This is a genomic window from Nonomuraea antimicrobica (genome assembly GCF_039536965.1).
Taxonomy (GTDB): domain Bacteria; phylum Actinomycetota; class Actinomycetes; order Streptosporangiales; family Streptosporangiaceae; genus Nonomuraea; species Nonomuraea antimicrobica.
In genome coordinates, this window is record NZ_BAAAZP010000213.1 from 1 (window position 1) to 18,732 (window position 18,732).

The 18,732-nt window shown below is 70.2% G+C and carries 15 protein-coding genes and 1 pseudogene; 9 read left to right on the forward strand and 7 right to left on the reverse strand.

The window, feature by feature from the left end; all coding sequences use genetic code 11:
- Positions 1-34: 34 nt before the first annotated feature.
- Positions 35-1,408, reverse strand: a complete 1,374-nt coding sequence (locus tag ABD844_RS46050; protein ID WP_344893919.1) for an ABC transporter substrate-binding protein — start codon at positions 1,406-1,408, stop codon at positions 35-37.
- A 32-nt stretch (positions 1,409-1,440) separates the two neighbouring features.
- On the reverse strand, positions 1,441-2,328 hold the full coding sequence (locus ABD844_RS46055) for a sugar phosphate isomerase/epimerase family protein (protein ID WP_344893922.1): 888 nt from the start codon (positions 2,326-2,328) through the stop codon (positions 1,441-1,443).
- A gap of 113 nt (positions 2,329-2,441) precedes the next feature.
- On the opposite strand from ABD844_RS46055, the gene ABD844_RS46060 reads away from it, so the two are divergent.
- The 3 genes and pseudogenes from ABD844_RS46060 to ABD844_RS53495 all read left to right on the forward strand — a co-directional run.
- The gene (locus ABD844_RS46060) at positions 2,442-3,470 is read left to right on the forward strand and encodes a zinc-binding dehydrogenase (protein ID WP_344893925.1); all 1,029 of its coding nucleotides are present in this window, start codon (positions 2,442-2,444) and stop codon (positions 3,468-3,470) included.
- Between the two features lie 2 nt (positions 3,471-3,472).
- A complete protein-coding gene (locus tag ABD844_RS46065) occupies positions 3,473-4,258 on the forward strand; it encodes a sugar phosphate isomerase/epimerase family protein (protein WP_344893928.1) in 786 nt (261 codons plus the stop codon).
- Positions 4,255-5,433: pseudogene (locus tag ABD844_RS53495) on the forward strand (MGH1-like glycoside hydrolase domain-containing protein); the annotation flags it as partial. The gene ABD844_RS46065 and the pseudogene ABD844_RS53495, both read left to right, overlap by 4 nt.
- A 9-nt stretch (positions 5,434-5,442) precedes the next feature.
- Here the strand turns inward: ABD844_RS53495 and ABD844_RS46070 are convergent.
- Both ABD844_RS46070 and ABD844_RS46075 read right to left on the reverse strand, forming a co-directional pair.
- Complete coding sequence (locus tag ABD844_RS46070) at positions 5,443-6,573, reverse strand: zinc-binding dehydrogenase (protein ID WP_344893931.1); 1,131 nt, start codon at positions 6,571-6,573, stop codon at positions 5,443-5,445.
- On the reverse strand, positions 6,563-7,507 hold the full coding sequence (locus tag ABD844_RS46075; RefSeq protein ID WP_344893934.1) for a Gfo/Idh/MocA family protein: 945 nt from the start codon (positions 7,505-7,507) through the stop codon (positions 6,563-6,565). Before ABD844_RS46075 ends, ABD844_RS46070 begins: the two co-directional genes overlap by 11 nt.
- A 106-nt stretch (positions 7,508-7,613) precedes the next feature.
- Here ABD844_RS46075 and ABD844_RS46080 point away from each other — a divergent pair, with 106 nt between their 5' ends.
- Together ABD844_RS46080 and ABD844_RS46085 are read left to right on the forward strand one after the other, a co-directional pair.
- Positions 7,614-8,591: a glucosyl-3-phosphoglycerate synthase gene (locus ABD844_RS46080; protein WP_344893937.1), complete on the forward strand. Its 978-nt coding sequence runs from the start codon at positions 7,614-7,616 to the stop codon at positions 8,589-8,591.
- Positions 8,588-9,724: a glycosyltransferase gene (locus ABD844_RS46085; RefSeq protein WP_344893940.1), complete on the forward strand. Its 1,137-nt coding sequence runs from the start codon at positions 8,588-8,590 to the stop codon at positions 9,722-9,724. The genes ABD844_RS46080 and ABD844_RS46085 overlap by 4 nt, the downstream gene beginning before the upstream one ends.
- Here the strand turns inward: ABD844_RS46085 and ABD844_RS46090 are convergent.
- Positions 9,721-10,515 (reverse strand): universal stress protein, encoded by a 795-nt coding sequence (locus tag ABD844_RS46090; RefSeq protein WP_344893943.1) that lies wholly within the window; start codon positions 10,513-10,515, stop codon positions 9,721-9,723. The genes ABD844_RS46085 and ABD844_RS46090 overlap by 4 nt on opposite strands.
- Positions 10,516-10,594: 79 nt before the next feature.
- Here ABD844_RS46090 and ABD844_RS46095 point away from each other — a divergent pair, with 79 nt between their 5' ends.
- On the forward strand, positions 10,595-10,897 hold the full coding sequence (locus ABD844_RS46095) for a hypothetical protein (protein WP_344893946.1): 303 nt from the start codon (positions 10,595-10,597) through the stop codon (positions 10,895-10,897).
- 50 nt (positions 10,898-10,947) lie between these two features.
- Here the strand turns inward: ABD844_RS46095 and pip are convergent, their stop codons facing one another.
- Both pip and ABD844_RS46105 read right to left on the reverse strand, forming a co-directional pair.
- Positions 10,948-11,916: a prolyl aminopeptidase gene (gene pip, locus ABD844_RS46100; RefSeq protein ID WP_344893949.1), complete on the reverse strand. Its 969-nt coding sequence runs from the start codon at positions 11,914-11,916 to the stop codon at positions 10,948-10,950.
- 67 nt (positions 11,917-11,983) lie between these two features.
- On the reverse strand, positions 11,984-12,556 hold the full coding sequence (locus ABD844_RS46105; protein ID WP_344893952.1) for a hypothetical protein: 573 nt from the start codon (positions 12,554-12,556) through the stop codon (positions 11,984-11,986).
- Positions 12,557-12,747: 191 nt separating this feature from the next.
- On the opposite strand from ABD844_RS46105, the gene glgX reads away from it, so the two are divergent.
- From glgX to treZ, 3 genes are read left to right on the forward strand one after another with little or no spacing between them, the layout of a single operon-like run.
- The gene (gene glgX, locus ABD844_RS46110) at positions 12,748-14,841 is read left to right on the forward strand and encodes a glycogen debranching protein GlgX (RefSeq protein ID WP_344893955.1); all 2,094 of its coding nucleotides are present in this window, start codon (positions 12,748-12,750) and stop codon (positions 14,839-14,841) included.
- Positions 14,834-16,963, forward strand: coding sequence for a malto-oligosyltrehalose synthase (gene treY, locus ABD844_RS46115; RefSeq protein WP_344893958.1), 2,130 nt, complete (start codon positions 14,834-14,836; stop codon positions 16,961-16,963). The genes glgX and treY overlap by 8 nt, the downstream gene beginning before the upstream one ends.
- Positions 16,953-18,662: a malto-oligosyltrehalose trehalohydrolase gene (gene treZ, locus ABD844_RS46120; protein WP_344893961.1), complete on the forward strand. Its 1,710-nt coding sequence runs from the start codon at positions 16,953-16,955 to the stop codon at positions 18,660-18,662. The genes treY and treZ overlap by 11 nt, the downstream gene beginning before the upstream one ends.
- Positions 18,663-18,732: the final 70 nt, after the last annotated feature.

The window sequence follows — 18,732 nt, forward strand, 5'->3', positions numbered from 1 at the left end:
GCGGGCGGCCTGGCGGTGCGGGGAGGCGTGGCGGTCACTGCCGGATCCCGCGCTTGATCGTCTCCACGTCGGTCTTGGCCTGCGCCGCGGCGGCCTGCGGGGTCAGCGTCCCGTCCACGATCTCGCTGAGCGCCTTGGGCACGGGCAGCTCGCCCATCGTGGCGCCGACCAGCTTGCCCTGCCCCTGCGGGATGCCCCATCGGGCGAAGGTGTCGGGGCTGGTGCGCAGGGCGTCGAGCACGTCGGCCGGGTAGACGTCGGCCAGCGGCTTCTTGGTGTCGACCCCGGCGGGCAGCTTGTTCCACACGTCCTCGAAGCCCCTGCGGGTGGGGAACTTGCCCTCCGGCGCCATCCCGATCCAGCGCTCGTAACCCTCGGTCATCATGAAGGAGACGAACTTGCTCGCCGAGTCGGTGGCGGCGTCGCGGGTGATCGCCCAGGAGACGATCTCGCCGTACTGCGCGGGCGCGCTCGCGTCGGGTCCCTTGAGCGCGGTGACGACGCCGGTGTGCTTGGCCAGCCAGTCGGGGTCCGCGCGGCACTCGGGGCAGCTCGGCAGCGCGTCCTTACGCAGCCCGGCCAGCTCGTCGAGGATGAACGACGACCAGATCGTCATGGCCGACTTCCCCGCGAAATACGTGGCCCGCGTGGAGTCGACGTCCTGCTTGCCCTTGACGGAATAGTCCTTGGCCAGCTTCGCGTAGAAGCCGAACGCCCGCACGCACTGCGGCGAGTCGAGCGTCACGTTGCCGGCGTCGTCGACGAGCTGGCAGCCGTTGGCCAGCGCCACGTGTTCGAAGCTCTGGGCGGTGAAGGAGTCTTTCGGCGCGATGGCGAGCGTGATCCCCGCGACCCCGCCCGTGTTCAGCCTGGCCGCCGCGGCCTCCAGCGCCTCGTAGGTGTCGGGCGGCCGCAGCCCCGCCTTCTCGAACAGGTCCTTGCGGTACAGGATGAGCTGCGCCCACCCGTCGCTCGGCACCGCGAGCAGCCTGCCGCCCGAGCTGTCGAGCTCCAGCGCCCGCGGCGAGAACGTGTCACGCCCGAGCTGGTCGACGACCCGGCCCGGCGTCTCGGTGTCGAGCAGGTCGTTGGCCTCCATCTCGCGGATGGAGGCCAGCGGCAGGGCGCCGATCACGTCGGGCAGGTCGTCGGCCGCCGCCGCGGCGGTGAGCGTCTGGCTGAACTGGTCTTCGGCCACGCCGACCAGATTCACCTTGATCCCGGTCTTCCTGGTGAAGTCGGCGGCGATCGCGTTCTGGACCGCCATCCGGTCCTGGAGGTTCTCCTCGGTCCAGACCGTGATCTCGTTGCTCGTGGACGATCTCTCGCCACCGCCGTCCCCGCAGGCCGTCAGCGAGACGGCGGCCAGCAGTGCGACGGAGAGGACGGCGGTGACCTTGGTCGGCATGGCACGCTCCTCCGGTTGGGGTTATGCCGCCCTTACCCGTGCACGAGAGGCCGCAACGTGCGGTAGGCGATACCGAGACCGGTCTGTACCCTGTCCGTGCTGCCGCTCCAGACCGGGTCCTCGTGCTCCACGGAGACCACCCCGTCGTAGCCCCCCTCGTAGAGCGCGTCGATCACCCTGGTCCAGTCGACCTGCCCGAGCCCGGGGACACGGAAGCGGTACCAGCCCTTCTCGCCGCTGATCGGGCCGTGGAAGCCGTACCGGTCGATCTTGCCGGGCAGGAACTGGGTGTCCTTGGCCTGGACGTGCGCGATGTTCGGCACGTACGGGGTCAGCGCGGCGACCGGGTCGATGCCGAGCGCCACCAGGTGTGACGGGTCGTAGTTGAGCTTGAGCCCCAGCGTGAACATCCACTCCCACAGCTCGGGGGAGTAGGCGAGGTTGCCCGGATACCCATCGGGATGCCAGCTCTTCATCACGCAGTTCTCAATGACGATCTCGACCCCGTTCGTCCTGGCGTACGCGACCAGCGGGCCGAAGACGTCCTCGGCGAGCTTGAGGTTGTCGCGCACAGGCAGGGACGGGTCGCGGCCCACGAACGTGCCCACCGTCGGGCAGCCGAGCGCGGCGGCGGCGTCCACGCACCGCCTCACGTGCGCGTTCACCGCAGCCCCTTGCCGAGGGTGCAGATTGTTCTCGTAGTACGCGATCGAGGAAAGCGTGAGTCCGGTCTCCGCGAAGATTCGCCTGACTCGCTCACATTCGGTGTCGTCGAAACGATCCACTCTGATGTGATTTCGGTCATCCGTAGACGGCCACCCCGCGACCTCCAGGGCCTCGTAGCCCTGACTCGCGGCCCAGCGTGCAATGTCGGTAAGGTCACTTTCCGGAAGACACGCTGTCAGAAACCCCAATTTCATCAGTCACCTCCGACGGAAGTCGTAGACTTAAGAGTGTTACGAACGCAACTATCGTTTGCAAACACGCACTAAATCTTTGACTTTTGTTTGATCAATAGGCATAAGTGTGGGGAATGCGCGTCATCACCTTCGAGGAGCCAGGCGAAGTCCGCGTCGGCCTGGAGTCACCCGCCGAGCTTGTGGCGGGGGCAGTGCGAGTTCGCACGCTCTATTCCGGAGTCTCAGCGGGCACTGAACTGACCGCCTACCGCGGCACCAATCCATACCTCAATCGCAAGTGGGACACCGAGCGCCGGCTCTTCGTCGAAGGCCAGACGCACGCCTACCCGCTGGCCGGGTGGGGCTACCAGGAGGTAGGCGAGGTGGTGGAGGCCGCGCCCGATGTGGCCGACCCCCCGGTCGGCAGCCTCGTGTGGGGCATCTGGGGCCACCGGGCCGAGGCCGTCGTCCCCGCCGACAAGCTCGTCGGGCACGTGATCCCGCCCGGCGCCGACCCCCTGACCGGCGTCTTCGCCCGGGTGGGCGCGATCGCGCTCAACGGCGTGCACGCCGCCGACGTGCACCTCGGTGACCAGCTCGCGATCTTCGGTCAGGGCGTCATCGGGCTGCTCGCCACCCGCCTGGCCGTGCTCAGCGGCGCCCGCGTGGTCGCCGCCGACGCCATCCCCGACCGGCTGGAGCTGGCCAGGAGGTTCGGCGCCGCCGAGACGTTCGACATCTCCTCGGGCTCGGTGGCCGAGTTCATGCGCAAGCGCGTTGAGGGCGCCGACACCGTCATCGAGCTGAGCGGCACCCACGCCGGCCTGCACGAGGCCATCAGGACCGTGCGCAGGGGCGGGCGCGTCGTGGCCGCCGGCTTCTACCAGGGCGACGCCGTCGGGCTGCGCCTCGGCGAGGAGTTCCACCACAACCAGGTCCAGCTCGTCTCCTCCCAGATCGGCGGCGTCGCCTCGTGGCTCGCCCACCGATGGGACGTCGAGCGCATGCAGCGCACGTTCATGGAGCTCGTCCACCGCGGAGAGGTCGCCGCGGGGGAGCTGATCAGCCACGTCATGCCCGTGGACCGGGCCGCCGAGGCCTTCGACCTGCTCGACAAGCACCAGTCCGAGGTGCTCCAGCTCGTCTTCGAATTCAAGGAGTGACAGTGAAGCTCGCCGTACAGGAGCAGCTTCTGCCTGGCCGTACACTGCAGGAGAAGTACGCCTTCGCGGTCGACGCCGGGTTCGACGCCATCGAACTGCGGGGCAAGGGCGATTTCCACTTCGCCGGCCGCCTGACTGAGCTCAAGCGGGCGCTGGCCGACGGCGTGGTCATGCCGACGGTGTGCGTGGAGATGTCCCACTTCATCGGCGACTTCGACCCCGCCAGGCGCAAGGACGCCATCCAGCAGCTCAGGTCGCAGCTCACGGTGATCGGCGAGCTGGGCGGTCTGGGCGTCATGACGCCCGCCTCCTGGGGCCAGTTCTCGCGCAGGCTGCCCCCGTTCGAGCCGCCGCGCAGCCCCGAGGACGACCGCGAGGTGCTGGCCGAGGCGCTGGGCGTCCTGGGCGAGCACGCGCAGCGCAACGGCGTGCTGATCATGCTGGAGCCGCTCAACCGCTACGAGAACCACATGGTCAACACCCTGGCCGAGGCCGTCTCGTACTGCTCGATGGACTCGATCAGGATCGTCGGCGACACCTACCACATGAACATCGAGGAGGACGACCCCTGCCGCGCCCTCATCGACGCGGCCCCCTACCTGGCGCACATGCAGATCAGCGAGTCGAACAGGAACCAGCCGGGCACCGGTCACCTCGACTGGGGCGCGCAACTGGCCACGCTCGACGCCGTCGGCTACGACGGCTATCTCGCGCTCGAATGCCGGCTGCGCGGCGAGCCCGAGATCGTCCTTCCCCAGACCGCAGCCTTCATCAGGAAATATCTATGATCCTTCGCGACGCGGTGCGTGTCCTGGCCAGCAATTGGGACGGCACCTACACAGTCCCTTCACGTCGCCTCTATCCCCATCAGTGGAGCTGGGACTCCGCCTTCACCGCGATCGGCAACGCCCGCTGGTCGCCGCGACGGGCCAGGCTGGAGCTGTTGTCCCTGTTCGGCGCCCAGTGGAGCGACGGCCGGGTGCCGCACATCGTGTTCAACCCCGAGGTGCCGGAGGGTGCCTACTTCCCCGGCCCCGAGTTCTGGCGGACACGGGCGCCGTCCGGGGTGGAGACGTCCGGCATCGTCCAGCCGCCGGTGCACGCGCTGGCCGCGTGGAAGACGCACCTGGCCGAGCCCGACCCCGGGTTCCTGCGCCGGATCTACCCCCGGCTGGTGGCGCAGCAGGAGTTCCTGCGCGCGCAGCGGCGCTCCCCCGAAGGGCTCATCTCGATCGTGCACCCCTGGGAGTCGGGCATGGACAACAGCCCGGCGTGGGACCTGCCGCTGCGTGCGGTGGTGACGCGGCCGACCGGGTTCGTCCGCCGGGACCTGGCGACCGTCAGCGCCGACGAGCGGCCCACCGACCGCGACTACGAGCTGTACGTCACGCTGTCCGGCGCCTACCGGGACTCGGGCTACACCGAGCCGGGCGCGTTCCAGGTCGAGTGCCCGCTGTTCAACGCCGCGTACGGGCTGGCGGAGTCGACGCTGGCCGACATCGCGCGCGAGTGCGGGTTCGACCCCGAGCCCCACGAGCGCGAGGCCGAGGCGATGACCCGCGCCATGATCGAGCACCTCTGGGACGGCGGCCTCTTCCAGGCCCGCGACGTGCGCACCGGGGCGATGATCCGCTCCAGCAGTGCGGCCGGGCTGACCCCGCTCGTGCTGCCCGGCCTGCCGTCGCGGATCGCCTTGGCGCTGGTGGCGACCGCGCTCGACCGGTTCGGGCTCAAGGGCATGATGCTGCCCAGCTACGCCCCCGACGCGCCCGGGTTCGACCAGGCCCGCTACTGGCGGGGCCCGAGCTGGATCAACCTGGGCTGGCTCGTCTGGCACGGGCTGAAGGACCACCGCCCCGACCTGGCCAGGCCGCTGGCCGACGCGATGGTGCGGGCGGTGAGCCTGGCGGGCTTTCGCGAGTATTTCGACCCGCTCACGCTGCAGGGGCACGGCTGCCGCGACTTCAGTTGGTCAGCCGCCCTCGTCCTCGACCTCGTCGCAGAGTACAGCCTGGACGCTCTGAAGCCGTCTGGCCGCGAGATCGGTCAGCAGCCGTGGAGCGTCGGGAAAGCCGACGACGTCGGTGATCACGTGCTCGCGTAGCCGCCCGCCCCGCTCTCTGAGCAGCGCGATGGTCTCGTGCGAGAGCCGCTCCCTGTCCCAGGCGTGCGCCAGGCCGCGGGGCACCCGGCCGATCTGGGCGCAGCGCACGGTCAGCCCGTTGTGGTGGAACTCCTCGCCGAGTCGCACCTCCTGGGCGCCCTGCGTGTAGAAGGCCAGGTCGACCAGCGTGCCCTGGGGGCGCAGCAGGCGCAGCCCGAGGGCCAGCGCCCTGGCCTGGCCGCGGCACTGGAAGACCACGTCGGCGCCGCGGTCGTTGGGGCCGTGGCGCCAGCGGCGCTTGAGGGTGACGGCCGGGTCCTCGTCGGACAGACCGTCGGCGGCCAGCACGTCGGCGCCCAGGGCCGCCGCCACGGCGAGCCGGTCGGGGGTCTCGTCCACGACCACGACCTCCGCCGCGCCGCCCGAGAGGGCGAAGCAGGTCGTGAGCAGCCCGACCACGCCCGCGCCGACGACCGCGACGCGCCGCCCGCGTACGCCGTCGCCCAGGTGCCGCACGGCCGGGCCGTGCAGGTCGTGGGCGGCGTGCAGGAGGCCGTTGGCGCAGATCGGGCCCATGTGGGCGACGTAGACGCCGAGGACGGGGTCGAGGTCGTCGGGCAGCTCCACGAACCTGTCGGTCATCGGGTCGGCCACGTACGCCGTGCGGTGCCCGTACGCCATGGCGACCAGCGCGCCCTCGGGCACGGCCCGCGTCCGCGTCTCGACCACGAAGCCGACCTGCATGTAGCCGATGCCGCGCACCGGGTACGACACCGACGGCGTGCCCTCCATGAACAGCCCGAGCGCCGGGTCCCACGACGCGCCGAGGTAGGGGTTGGTGCCCTTGACGTAGGTCAGCTCGGTGCCCGCCGAGACGCCGCTGTGCGTGGTGGCCACCATGAACCCGCCGTCGGGCAGGCCGGGCAGCTTCTCCTCGACCAGGCACACCTCGCCCGGCGCCTCGATGCTGAGCACTGTGCTCACGGTCTCACTGGTCATCGAGCATCACCGGCCTCCGTTCGGCTGCGGATCGAGCGAGTGCCAGCGCCAGGCGGTGAGTACGCAACGCCTCACCGTACGGTACGCGGACATCGGCCGGCCTGCCCTGCACCGCGTTGACGAACTCCCGGTCCACCCGGGTCTTCGCCTGGCCGTCGTCCTCGATGATGCGCTCGCCGTCCACCAGCAGCCGTGTCTCGCTGAGCTCCAGCGCGATGCCGTCGGCGCACACCTCCAGCCCCACCCGGTGCTTGCGGGTGAGCAGGCAGGAGGTGGCCAGCAGCCCGGCGGCCCCCTCCGCGAAGCGCATCACCGCCGAGGTGGCCCGGTCGACCTCACCGTCCACGGTGTTCTCGACGGGCACCGCGTGCACCATGGAAACCTCTCCCACCAGCAGCCGCGCCAGGTCCAGGACGTGCACCGCCTGCTCCACGATCTGGCCGCCGGACCGGTGGCGGTCCAGCCACCAGCCGACCGGGGGCACTTTGTCCAGCCAGTGGCCGAGCGCGAGGCGTACGGGACGGCCGGCGAGCAGGTCGTGCGCCCGTCCGACGACGTCGAGGTAACGCCAGTGATGGCCGACGGCGGACGGCAGAGATCGCCGTTCGATTTCGGACGCGATGTTTTCTGCGGTTTGGAGGTCTAGAGAAAGGGGTTTTTCTACAAAAATCGGGAGATTGCACGACAGAACATCATGTTCCGGGTTACCGTGCGCGAAAGGAGGCACACATACATAGACGGCATCCAGACCTCCGGCACTGAGCAGGTCGGCATGGCCGCCGTAGGCGGGGGTCCCATGCTTCGAGGCCAGCGCCTCGGCCCTGCGGAGATCGGTGTCGGCGATTCCGGCGATCGTCACATCGGGGAACGCGGACAGTACATCTGCATGACGGGCAGCGACATTTCCGGCACCTATGATGCCGACACGGGTCATTGGGGACACAATCCGGCATATGCCACGTCTGGGAGCATTCAAACAAAAATGTTCGAATGCCTATAGATCGGGCATAAGCCGTGACCTCATGAATCGGGGCTGATGCATGGAGAAAGATCTGCAAGCCTTGGCCAAGGTCCAAGAATGGTACGGCCCGCACTCGAGCACCGCTGCCGAGTGGCCGGTGGACGCCTTAATGGCGGTCAAGGGAAACACCACGGTGAGCGTGGTCCTGCCTGCGCGCGACGAGGAGAGCACCGTGGGGGACATCGTCACGGTCATCCGCCGTGACCTCGTCGAGCGTGTGGCACTGGTCGACGAGGTCCTCGTCGTCGACTCCAACTCGACCGACGCCACCGCCGAACGGGCCCGCCAGGCCGGGGCCCGCGTGGTGGCGCAGGATCAGGTGCTCTCCCACCTCGTGGAACCGCTCACGGGCAAGGGGGAGGCCCTGTGGAAAGGTCTGGCGGCCTCCACGGGCGACATCGTCGTCTACATCGACTCGGACCTGCGCAGCTTCGGCGCGCACTACGTGTCGGGCCTGGTGGGGCCGCTGCTCAAGCACGGTGACCTCCAGTTCGTCAAGGCCACGTACGAGCGGCCGTACACCGGCGCGGACGGTGTCGTCCAGCGGGGCGGCGGCGGACGCGTGACCGAACTGGTGGCCCGGCCGCTGCTCAACATGTTCTGGCCGGAACTGGCCGGCTTCGCCCAGCCGCTGGGCGGCGAGTACGCGGCCCGGCGCGCGGTGCTCGAACAGGTGCCGTACGTCACCGAGTACGGCGTCGAGTTCGGTCTCCTCGTCGACCTGCTGCACCTCGTCGGGCTCGACGCGATGGCCCAGGTGGATCTGGGGCACCGTACGCACACCCATCAGTCGATGACCGCGCTCGGCCGGATGGCGGGACAGATCATCCTCACCGCCTGGTCCCGGCTGGAGCGGCAGGGCCGCGTGCTCGCGTCGGAGCCTCCGGCGCACACGCTGTTGCAGTTCGGGCTGCAGGGACAGTCCGCGCTGGTGGACGTGGCAGTGGCAGAGCGACCTCCGCTCGCCTCCCTCGTACCAGAGGAGGACGTCGCATGAAAGTCCTGGTGAACGCGGGGCCGTGGCTGGCGGTTCCGCCCCCCGGCTACGGCGGGATCGAGAACGTGCTGGCCACACTCGTGCCGGCGCTGCGTGAGCGGGGGGTCAGCGTGGTGCTGGCCTCGGTGGGCGCGAGCACGCTGGAGGTGGACGAGCTGCTCTGCGCGTACGACGACGGTCAGTTCACCGAGCTGCAGAAACCGTACAACCAGGTCATGGGCATCGCCCACGCCCACCTCGCCCGGGTGGTGGACGAACTGCGGCGGCGCGACGACATCGACCTCGTGCACGACCACGTCGAGGTGGTCGGCCCGGCCGTGCTATCGGCGCTCGGCGGCCCGCCCGTCCTCCACACCCTCCACTGGGATCTGCGCAAGCACCCCGCCTTCTATGGAGCGTTCCCGTCGTCGATCGCCGTCAGCGGCGTCTCGGAGTCGCAGCTCGCCCGCGCCCCCGACGCCCTGCGCGCCGCCGCGCTCGGCGCCGTCCATCTGGCCACCCCGCTGGCCGAGCGCGACGTGCGGGTGGAGCGCGAGGACTACCTGGTGGTGATGGGCCGGGTCTGCGGTCTCAAGGGCCAGCACGTGGCGGCCAGGATCTGCCAGAAGCTCGGTCTCCCGCTCGTCCTGGCCGGCCCCGTGAGCGGCCGCGACACCCCCGCCGAGCTGGACGTCGTCGCCCAGAACCCCTACCACCCGCTGCACAACCATCCCGACGTCCGCTACCACCTCGACCAGGTCTCTCCCTATCTCGACGGTGACCTGGTCAGGTGGATCGGCTCGGTGGGCGGCCAGGCCAGGGACCACCTGTACGCCTCGGCCCGCGCGGCGCTCTTCCCCATCCAGTGGGACGAGCCCGGCGGCACGGCCGTCGTCGAGGCCCTGGCGCTCGGGGTGCCGCCCGTGGGCCTGCGGCGGGGCTGCCTGCCGGAGATCATCGACCACGGCCGCACCGGGTTCCTGGCCGACACCGAGGAGGAACTGGCCGAATTGGTGCTGCGGGTGGACGAGCTGGACCCCGAGGAGTGCCGCAGGGAGGCCCGGCGCCGCTTCTCCCCCTCGGTGATGGCCGAGCGGTACCTGGAGCTGTACGAGGAGGTGGCGCGCGGAACGGGCACCCGCCCGCGAGCCTAGGCGAACCCCCGCGGCAGGACGGCGACCGGGCAGACGGAGGCCCGCAGCACCTTCATGGCCAGCTCGCCGAGGAACACCCGATGGGGCTGGGCGTCCTCGCTGGCCGCGCACACCAGCAACTCGCCCGTCAGCCACTCGACGTCCTGCAGCGCGGCGGTCACGTCGTGGCCCTCGGCCACCTCCGACTCCGCCTCGATCCCGGTCGTCTCCCACGCCAGCCGGACGGCCAGCGCGAGATCGTCCCTGAGCTTGCCCTGGTCGTCCGTGCGCAGGTCGAGGGTGATCAGCCGGAGCGGCACGCCCAGCCGTAGCGCGGCCTGCGCCACCTGCTCGACCGCCGCGTCGCACTGCGGCCGGTGCACGTACGCGAGGGTGAGACGGTCGGCTCCGGCGGGCGGCACGTAGCCCGACGGCGCCAGCATGACCGCCTCGGGCGACAGGTGGAGCAGGTGGTCGGAGGTGGAGCCGATGGCGATGCGGCCAGGCGGCCCGCTCGCCGCCGAGCCCACCACGATCAGGTCGGCCCTGATCCGGCCTGCCAGCACCGACAGCCCGCGCCCGGTGCCCCTGCTCTCGAACGTGAGGAACCCGGCCGGGACCGCCCCCAGCGCCTCGGCCGCGTGCGCCAGGTTGGCCTGCGCCTCGACCGCCAGCCCTGGGCTGCCAGGAGGGTAGATCGTGGCGATCGTCAGCTCGCCGCCGGTGACCCGGGTGATCGCGGCCCCGAGGGCGAGAGCGTCTCGCCCGCCCTGGTCGTTCGCATAGCCGACGATCACGTGCGCTCCGATCACGAATGCCCTCTTACCCGCGCTGAACTGGGAATACGCGGCTTTGGTCGGATCGTTGTAAGCAATTGGAGGCGCAAAGAACGTGAAGATCACCCTTGACACCCGTTTCAACGGGTCCCGCGGTCCCGTCACCCTTCGCGAAGCGGTCCAGCAGCTCAAAGATCGTGACCTGGCCTGCACGGTGGCCTCGGACACCGTCGAGCTGAAGGTCGGCATCTTCGCCGACTGCGTCGAACGCGGGTTCACCCCGCTGCGCAGCGAGATCATGGCCGCCTACTACGTCGCCGAGCGCGACGCCACCACCGAGGCGTTCGACCGAGGGCTGATCACCCGCGGCGAACTGGAGATCAAGCAGGCCGCCCTGGTCCGGCGCCTCCTCACCTGAGCCTCCGAACGTTGGCCCCCGCACCTGGGCCCCCGCCCCCAGGTCGGCCGCTACCTCGTCGCGGCGCCGAACGCGTCCGTGGCCGCGATGAGCCGGTCGAGGACGCCCGGCTCGGAGAAGGCGTGCCCGGCGTCGTCCACCACGTGGAACTCGGCCTCGGGCCACGCCTTGTGCAGGTCCCAGGCCGTGGCCATGGGCGTGCACGCGTCGTAGCGGCCCTGCACGATCACCGCCGGGATGTGCCGGATCTTGCCGACGTCCCTGATGAGCTGGTCGGCGGGGTCGAACCAGCCGCCGTGGGTGAAGTAGTGGTTCTCGATCCTGGCGAACGCGAGGGCCTTGTCGTCCTCGCCGAACTCCGCGACCCGCGCCGGGTCCGGCAGCAGCGTGACCGTGCCGCCCTCCCACTGTGCCCACGCCTTGGCCGCCGCCAGCCTGGCCTCGGCGTCCTGACCCTCCAGCCGCCTCCTGAACGCGGCGATCAGGTCGCCCCGCTCGTCCTGCGGGATCGGGGCGACGTAACGCTCCCACAGGTCGGGGAACAGGTGGCTCGCGCCCTCCTGGTAGAACCAGTGCAGCTCCTGGGGGCGCAGGGTGAAGATGCCGCGCAGCACCAGCTCGGTCGTCCTGCCGGGGTGCGTCTGCGCGTACGCGAGGGCCAGCGCGCTGCCCCACGACCCCCCGAACACCTGCCAGCGCTCGATGCCGAGGTGCTCGCGCAGCCGTTCCATGTCGGCCACCAGGTCCCAGGTGGTGTTCGCGCTCAGGTCGGTGGCCGGGTCGGCGGCGTGCGGGCGGCTCCGTCCGCAGTTGCGCTGGTCGAACAGGACGATGCGGTAGACCTCGGGGTTCCACTGGCGGCGGTGCTTGGCGTCGCACCCGCCTCCCGGACCGCCGTGGAGCATGACGGCGGGCTTGCCGTCGGGGTTGCCGCAGACCTCGTAGTGGATCTGGTTGCCGTCGCCCACATCGAGCAGGCCCGAGTCGTACGGTTCGATGGGTGGGTACAGGTCTCTCATACGCCCTGATCCTTCCGCATCACGGCGCCCGAGTCGCGATACCCGGCTCCCGACCGAAGTGCTTCGGCTAGGACCACGAGTACCGGTTCAGGAATGAGCGGTCGCCCGTCGCGTAGTCGTGGAACGCCTGGCGTACCTCCGCGAGGTCCGCCACCATGGCCCGGATGAGCGCGCCCTCCTTGTACTCCAGCTCGAACCCCGGTGACACCTGCAGGAAGTGGCGGCCGAAGTTCACCAGCGCGACGAACGGGTTCTGCGGTGACATCGTGCCCAGCACGTCGTGGACGAGGCCGAGGTCGGGGTCGCTGACGACCATGCCGTCGCCGGTGTGGAGCTGCATGCCCTCGTAGACCCCCAGGGGCGCCACGTTGTGCACCAGGTCGCGCTGGGGGTCGTAGCAGACCAGGCCGTGGGCGCGGGCGATCGTGAACACCTGCGCGGACAGCTCGTCCATCGTGTCCAGGTCCATCGTCACCAGCACGTGGCCCGGGTAGAGCGTGATCTCCCCGGGTAGTTCTTTGGCGACGTCGGGTGCGGGCCCGCCGCCGGGCTCGGTCCGCTTGACCGCCAGGTACGTGGCCCGCGCCTGGTCACGGCTGATCGGCACCGGCTCGTCCCAGACCATCAACTCAACGCTCATCGGTCCATCTTGACCCACCCGAACCGGCTCCGCCGCACGGCCCGCACAGCGGCGCGCCTCGGCCGGAATGTCGGACCGGCTTTCCGGGCACCTTCTGGTCGTGGCCGACCTGTCCCGGTCGAGCAGGCTGACATCGGGTTGCCGGGTGGAGCGGGGGAGCAGACCATGGGAGAGACCGCAAGGGAGCCTCGATGATCGAGATCTGGCCGGGAGACCCTTATCCGCTCGGGGCCACCTACGACGGCGCCGGCACGAACTTCTCGCTCTACACCGAGGTGGCCGACAAGGTCGAGCTGTGCCTGTTCGACGAGGACAACGTCGAGGACCGGGTGCCGCTCGCCGAGGTCGACGGGTTCATCTGGCACGGCTACCTGCCGGGCATCGGGCCGGGCCAGCGCTACGGCTACCGCGTCCACGGGCCCAGCGACCCGGCCCAGGGGCTGCGCTGCAACCCGAGCAAGCTGCTGCTCGACCCGTACGCGATGGCCATCGAGGGCGGCGTGAACTGGAACGAGGCCGTCTACGGCTACCGGTTCGGCCAGCCCGACCTCAGGAACGACCTCGACTCGGCCCCCTACGTGCCGCGGTCGATCGTGATCAACCCGTTCTTCGGGTGGGGGCACGACCGGCCGCCCGCCACGCCGTACCACGACACCGTGATCTACGAGGCGCACGTGCGCGGGCTGACGGTCAGCCATCCCAAGATCCCCCGGCACCTGCGCGGCACGTACGCGGCGCTCGGGCATCCCGAGATCCTCGACCACCTCACCAAGCTGGGCGTGACGGCGCTGGAGCTGATGCCGGTGCACCAGTTCGTCACCGATCACATCCTGGAGCAGCGCGGCCTGTCCAACTACTGGGGCTACGACTCGATCGGGTTCTTCGCGCCGCACAACCGCTACTCCAGCCAGGGGCAGCGGGGCGGGCAGGTGCTGGAGTTCAAGGCGATGGTGCGCTCGCTGCACGAGGCGGGCATCGAGGTCATCCTCGACGTCGTCTACAACCACACCGCCGAGGGCAACCACCTGGGGCCGACGCTGGGGTTCAGGGGGATCGACAACCTCAACTACTACCGGCTGGTCGAGAACGACAAGCGTTACTACATGGACACCACGGGCACGGGCAACAGCCTGCTCATGCGCTCCCCGCACGTCCTGCAGATGATCATGGACTCGCTCCGCTACTGGGTCATCGAGATGCACGTCGACGGGTTCAGGTTCGACCTGGCCTCGACGCTGGCCCGGGAGCTGCACGAGGTCGACCGGCTGAGCGCGTTCTTCGACCTGGTGCAGCAGGACCCGGTGCTGTCGCAGATCAAGCTGATCGCCGAGCCGTGGGACGTGGGCCCCGGCGGCTACCAGGTCGGCAACTTCCCCTCGCGTTGGACGGAGTGGAACGGCCGCTACCGCGACACGATCCGCGACCTGTGGCGGGGGCAGGCGGCCACGCTGCCCGAGTTCGGCTCCCGGTTCACCGGGTCGAGCGACCTGTACAAGGACGACAGCCGCCGCCCTGCCGCCTCGATCAACTTCGTGACCTGCCACGACGGGTTCACGCTGAGAGACCTGGTGTCGTACGACCACAAGCACAACGAGGCCAACAAGGAGGGCAACCGCGACGGCACCGACGACAACCGGTCCTGGAACTGCGGTGAGGAGGGCCCGGCGGGCATCGCCATCGAGTCGCTGCGCGAGCAGCAGAAGCGCAACTTCCTCACCACCCTGTTCCTGTCGCAGGGCGTGCCGATGCTCTCCCACGGCGACGAGCTGGGCCGCACCCAGCGGGGCAACAACAACGGCTACTGCCAGGACAACGAGCTGACCTGGGTCGACTGGTCGGACGTGCGGGAGAACTGGCTGCTGCTCGAGTTCACCCAGAGCCTGGCCGAGCTGCGCAAGAAGCATGCCGTCTTCCGGCGCAGGCGCTTCTTCTACGGCAAGCCGGTACGCGGGCTGAGCGACATCGCCTGGCTCACCCCGACGGGCGAGGAGATGACCGACGGCGACTGGACCGTCGGGTACGCCAAGTCTCTGGCCGTCTTCCTCAACGGCGACGCCATCACCGAGCCCGACCGGCGCGGCCGGCCGATCAGGGACGACTCGTTCCTGCTGCTGTTCAACGCCCACTACGACCCCATCACCTTCACGATCCCCGAGGACTACGGCGAGATGTGGCACACGGAGATCGACACGGCCCTGCCGATCAGGCTCGACGCGCGGATGGTCAAGGCGGGCGACGCCATCGCCGTGCCGGGACGCAGCGTACGGGTGCTGCGCCGTGTCTAGGCCCACCTCCACCTACCGCGTGCAGCTCACCCCCGACTTCGGCTTCGCGCAGGTCGCCGAGATCGCCGGTTACCTGCGCGACCTCGGCGTGAGCCACGTGTACCTGTCGCCGATCCTGCAGTCCACGTCCGGGTCGCGGCACGGCTACGACGTCACCGACCACTCCAGGATCAGGGAAGAGTTCGGCGGCGCCACGGGCTTCAGGGAGATGGCGCAGCAGCTCGTCGGGCACGACCTGGGCATCGTGCTCGACATCGTGCCCAACCACATGAACACGGTGAACGCCCAGTTCTGGTCGGTGCTCAGGGGCGGTCCCGGCTCGCCGTACGCGCACTGGTTCGACATCGACTGGGTGGACGGCGAGGTCGCGCTGCCCGTACTGGGTGACGACACGCGACCGGTCGTGGACGGCGACGTCCTGCGCTACCACGACCACGCCTTCCCGCACCCCGGCCACTACCGCCTGGTCGGCTGGCGCGAAGGGCCGGGCTACCGGCGCTTCTTCGACGTGTCGTCGCTGATCGGGCTGCGGGTCGAGGACCCGTCAGTGCTGTTCGCCACGCACGAGGTGATCTTCTGGCTGCTCGACGAGGGCCTGGTGGACGGGCTGCGCGTCGACCACCCCGACGGCCTGGCCGACCCGCGCGGCTACCTGGATCGGCTGCGCGAGCACGCGGGCGACGCCTGGACGGTCGTGGAGAAGATCCTCATCGGGCCCGAGCGGCTGCCGGCCGACTGGCCGTGCGACGGCACCACCGGCTACGACGTGCTCAACCGGGTCAACGGCCTGTTCGTCGACCCGGCAGGCAGGACGCCGCTGGTGCAGCTCTTCACGGAGCTGACCGGGCAGCCGTCCGCCTACCGGCCGGTCATGGCCCAGTCGAAGCGGGAGGTGCTCGACCTGTTCTTCGGGGCCGAGGTGGACCGGCTGGCCAGGGCCACCGCCTGCGACCCGGCCGCCGTGCGCGAGCTGCTCGCCGCGATGCCGGTCTACCGGGCGTACGTGGTGCCGGGGCAGCCGCCGCCGCCCGAGTCGGTGGAGATCGTCGAGATGGCCGCCGAGTCCTGCTCGCCCGCCGTGCGGCCGCTGGTCCGCGAGGTCCTGTACGGCTCGGCCGAGTCGATCGTGCGCTTCCAGCAGACGTGCGGCCCGGTCATGGCCAAGGGTGTGGAGGACACGGCGCTCTACCGGTGGTTCCCGCTGGCGTGCCTGAACGAGGTGGGCGGGGAGCCGGACAGGTTCGGGGTGCCGGTGGAGGAGTTCCACGACTTCTGCGCGGAAATGTCCCCGTACACGATGACCACGCTGTCCACGCACGACACCAAGCGGTCGGAGGACGTGCGGGCCCGGCTGTCGGTGTTGTCGGAGCTGCCGGGGGAGTGGGCGGCGGCGGTGGCCGAATGGTCGGCGCAGGTGAGCTTCGACCCCCACCTCGACTACCTGGCCTGGCAGAACCTCATGGCGGCCTGGCCGATCTCGGCCGAGCGGTTCGCCGACCACCTGCTCAAGGCCGCGCGGGAGGCCAAGACCGCGACCTCCTGGGTGAATCCCGACCCGTCCTATGAGCGGCGGCTGCGGGCCTTCGCCGAGGCGGCCGTACGCCTGCCGGTCGGGGGGTTCACCGAGCGCATCGACCCGTACGCGATGTCCAACTCGCTGGGGGCCAAGCTGGTGCAGCTCATGATGCCGGGAGTGCCGGACGTCTACCAGGGCAACGAGACGACCGACTTCTCGCTGGTCGATCCGGACAACCGGCGGCCCGTGGCCTATCCGCGCAAGCCCGAGACCGCCTGGGACTCCGCCAAGCTCCTGGTCACCACCCAGGCGCTGCGGCTGCGCAGGAGGCTGGGCGGCGCGGCCCCCTACCTGCCGCTGCGGGCCGAGGGGGCGCGGGCCGAGCACGTGATCGCCTTCGCCCGGGGGGAACGACCGTGCGCCGTCGCCGTCGCCACCCGGCTCCCCGTGGGCCTGGCCGTCTCCGGCTGGGGCGCCACGACCTTGACGTTGCCCTCGGGCACCTGGCGGGACCTGCTCACCGGCGGCCTGCACACCGGACGGATCCCGCTCGCCCATCTGCTCGGTCAGTATCCGGTCTCACTCCTGGAGAGACATGATCTTTGAGGTCTGGGCACCGAAGGCCACGGCGGTCGACGTGCACGTCCTGGGCGCGCGGCGGGCGATGTCCCCCGGGGAGGACGGCTGGTGGTCGGCCGACGTGGCGGGGGCCGGGCACGGGACCCGGTACGCGTTCGTGGTGGACGGCGACGGGCCCTACCCGGACCCGCGCTCCCGGCGGCAGCCGGAGGGCGTCTTCGGGCCGAGCGCGGTCTACGACCATGACCGTTTCACCTGGTCCGACCACGACTGGAAGGGCCGCGACCTGCGCGGGGCGGTGATCTACGAGCTGCACGTCGGGACGTTCACGCCCGAGGGGACGTTCGCGGCGGCCGTCGAGAAGCTGCCGCACCTGGTGGAGCTCTGCGTGGACCTCGTGGAGGTCATGCCGGTGGCGCCGGTGCCGGGCGGGCGCAACTGGGGGTACGACGGGGTCGATCTCTATGCCGTGAACGAGACGTACGGGGGGCCCGACGGGCTCAAGTCGTTCGTGGACGCCTGCCATCGGGCCGGGATCGGGGTCGTTCTGGACGTGGTCTACAACCATCTCGGGCCGTCGGGGAACTTCCTGCACCCGTTCGGGCCGTACTTTTCCGGATTTGACGGCAGCTATTGGGGCGAAGCGGTCAATCTGGATGGGCCGGGGTCCGACGAGGTGCGGCGCTACCTCATCGGCAACGCGCTGCAGTGGCTGCGCGACTACCACATCGACGGGTTGCGCCTGGACGCCGTGCACGCGCTGCACGACAGGCGCGCCCAGCACCTGCTGGCCGAGCTGTCGGAGGAGGTCGACGCGCTGGCCTGCTCCGTCGGCCGCCCGCTGTCCCTGATCGCCGAGTCCGACCTCAACGACCCGCGCATGGTCCGCTCACTCGACGCCGGAGGGCTGGGCATGACGGCGCAGTGGGACGACGACGTCCACCACGCCCTGCACTGCGCGGTCAGCGGCGAGTCCCACGGCTACTACCGGGACTTCGCCCAGCTCTCCGCCCTGGCCAAGGTGCTGACGCGCGGGGTCCTGCACGACGGCGGCCACTCCAGCTTCCGCTCCCGCGCGCACGGCCGTCCCTTCGACGGGGTGCCCGGCCATCGCCTGGTCGCCTGCCTGCAGAACCACGACCAGATCGGCAACCGGCCCGTCGGCGACCGGCTCCCGATCCCGGCGCTCAAGCTGGGCGCCGGGCTGCTGCTGACCTCGCCGTTCACCCCGATGCTGTTCATGGGGGAGGAGTGGGGGGCGCGCTCGCCGTTCCAGTTCTTCTCCGACCACGTGGAGCCGGAGCTGCGCGACAGCGAGGGTGCGCGGAGGGAGCGGGAGTTCGACGGGTTCGGGTACGTGTGGCAGGCTCCAGACCCCTCGGACGAGGAGACGTTCCTGCGCTCCAAGCTGGACTGGGGCGAGGTGAAGGAGGAGGCGCACTGGTCGCTGCTGTGCTGGTACCGCGACCTGATCGCGCTGCGCAAGGCACTGCCCGAGCTGTCGGACCCGCGCCTGGACCGGGTGCGGGTGGAGGTGGACCCGCTGGGGAAGTGGCTGCTGATGTGGCGGGGGGAGCTGGCGGTGACGGTGAACTTCGCCCAGGAGTCGGTGACGCTGCCGTTGTCACCGGGGACGGTGCTGCTGGCCTCGGACGAGCCGGTGGCGGCGGGCGAGGAGGGGCTGCGGCTACCGGCCCAGTCGATGGCCATCATCCGCCCCGCCTGACCGGCTCGCTGGTTGTGGATATCGCCCCGTCCTCCACAGAACGCCGTTCCACTCCCCGTGGGCCGCCCAC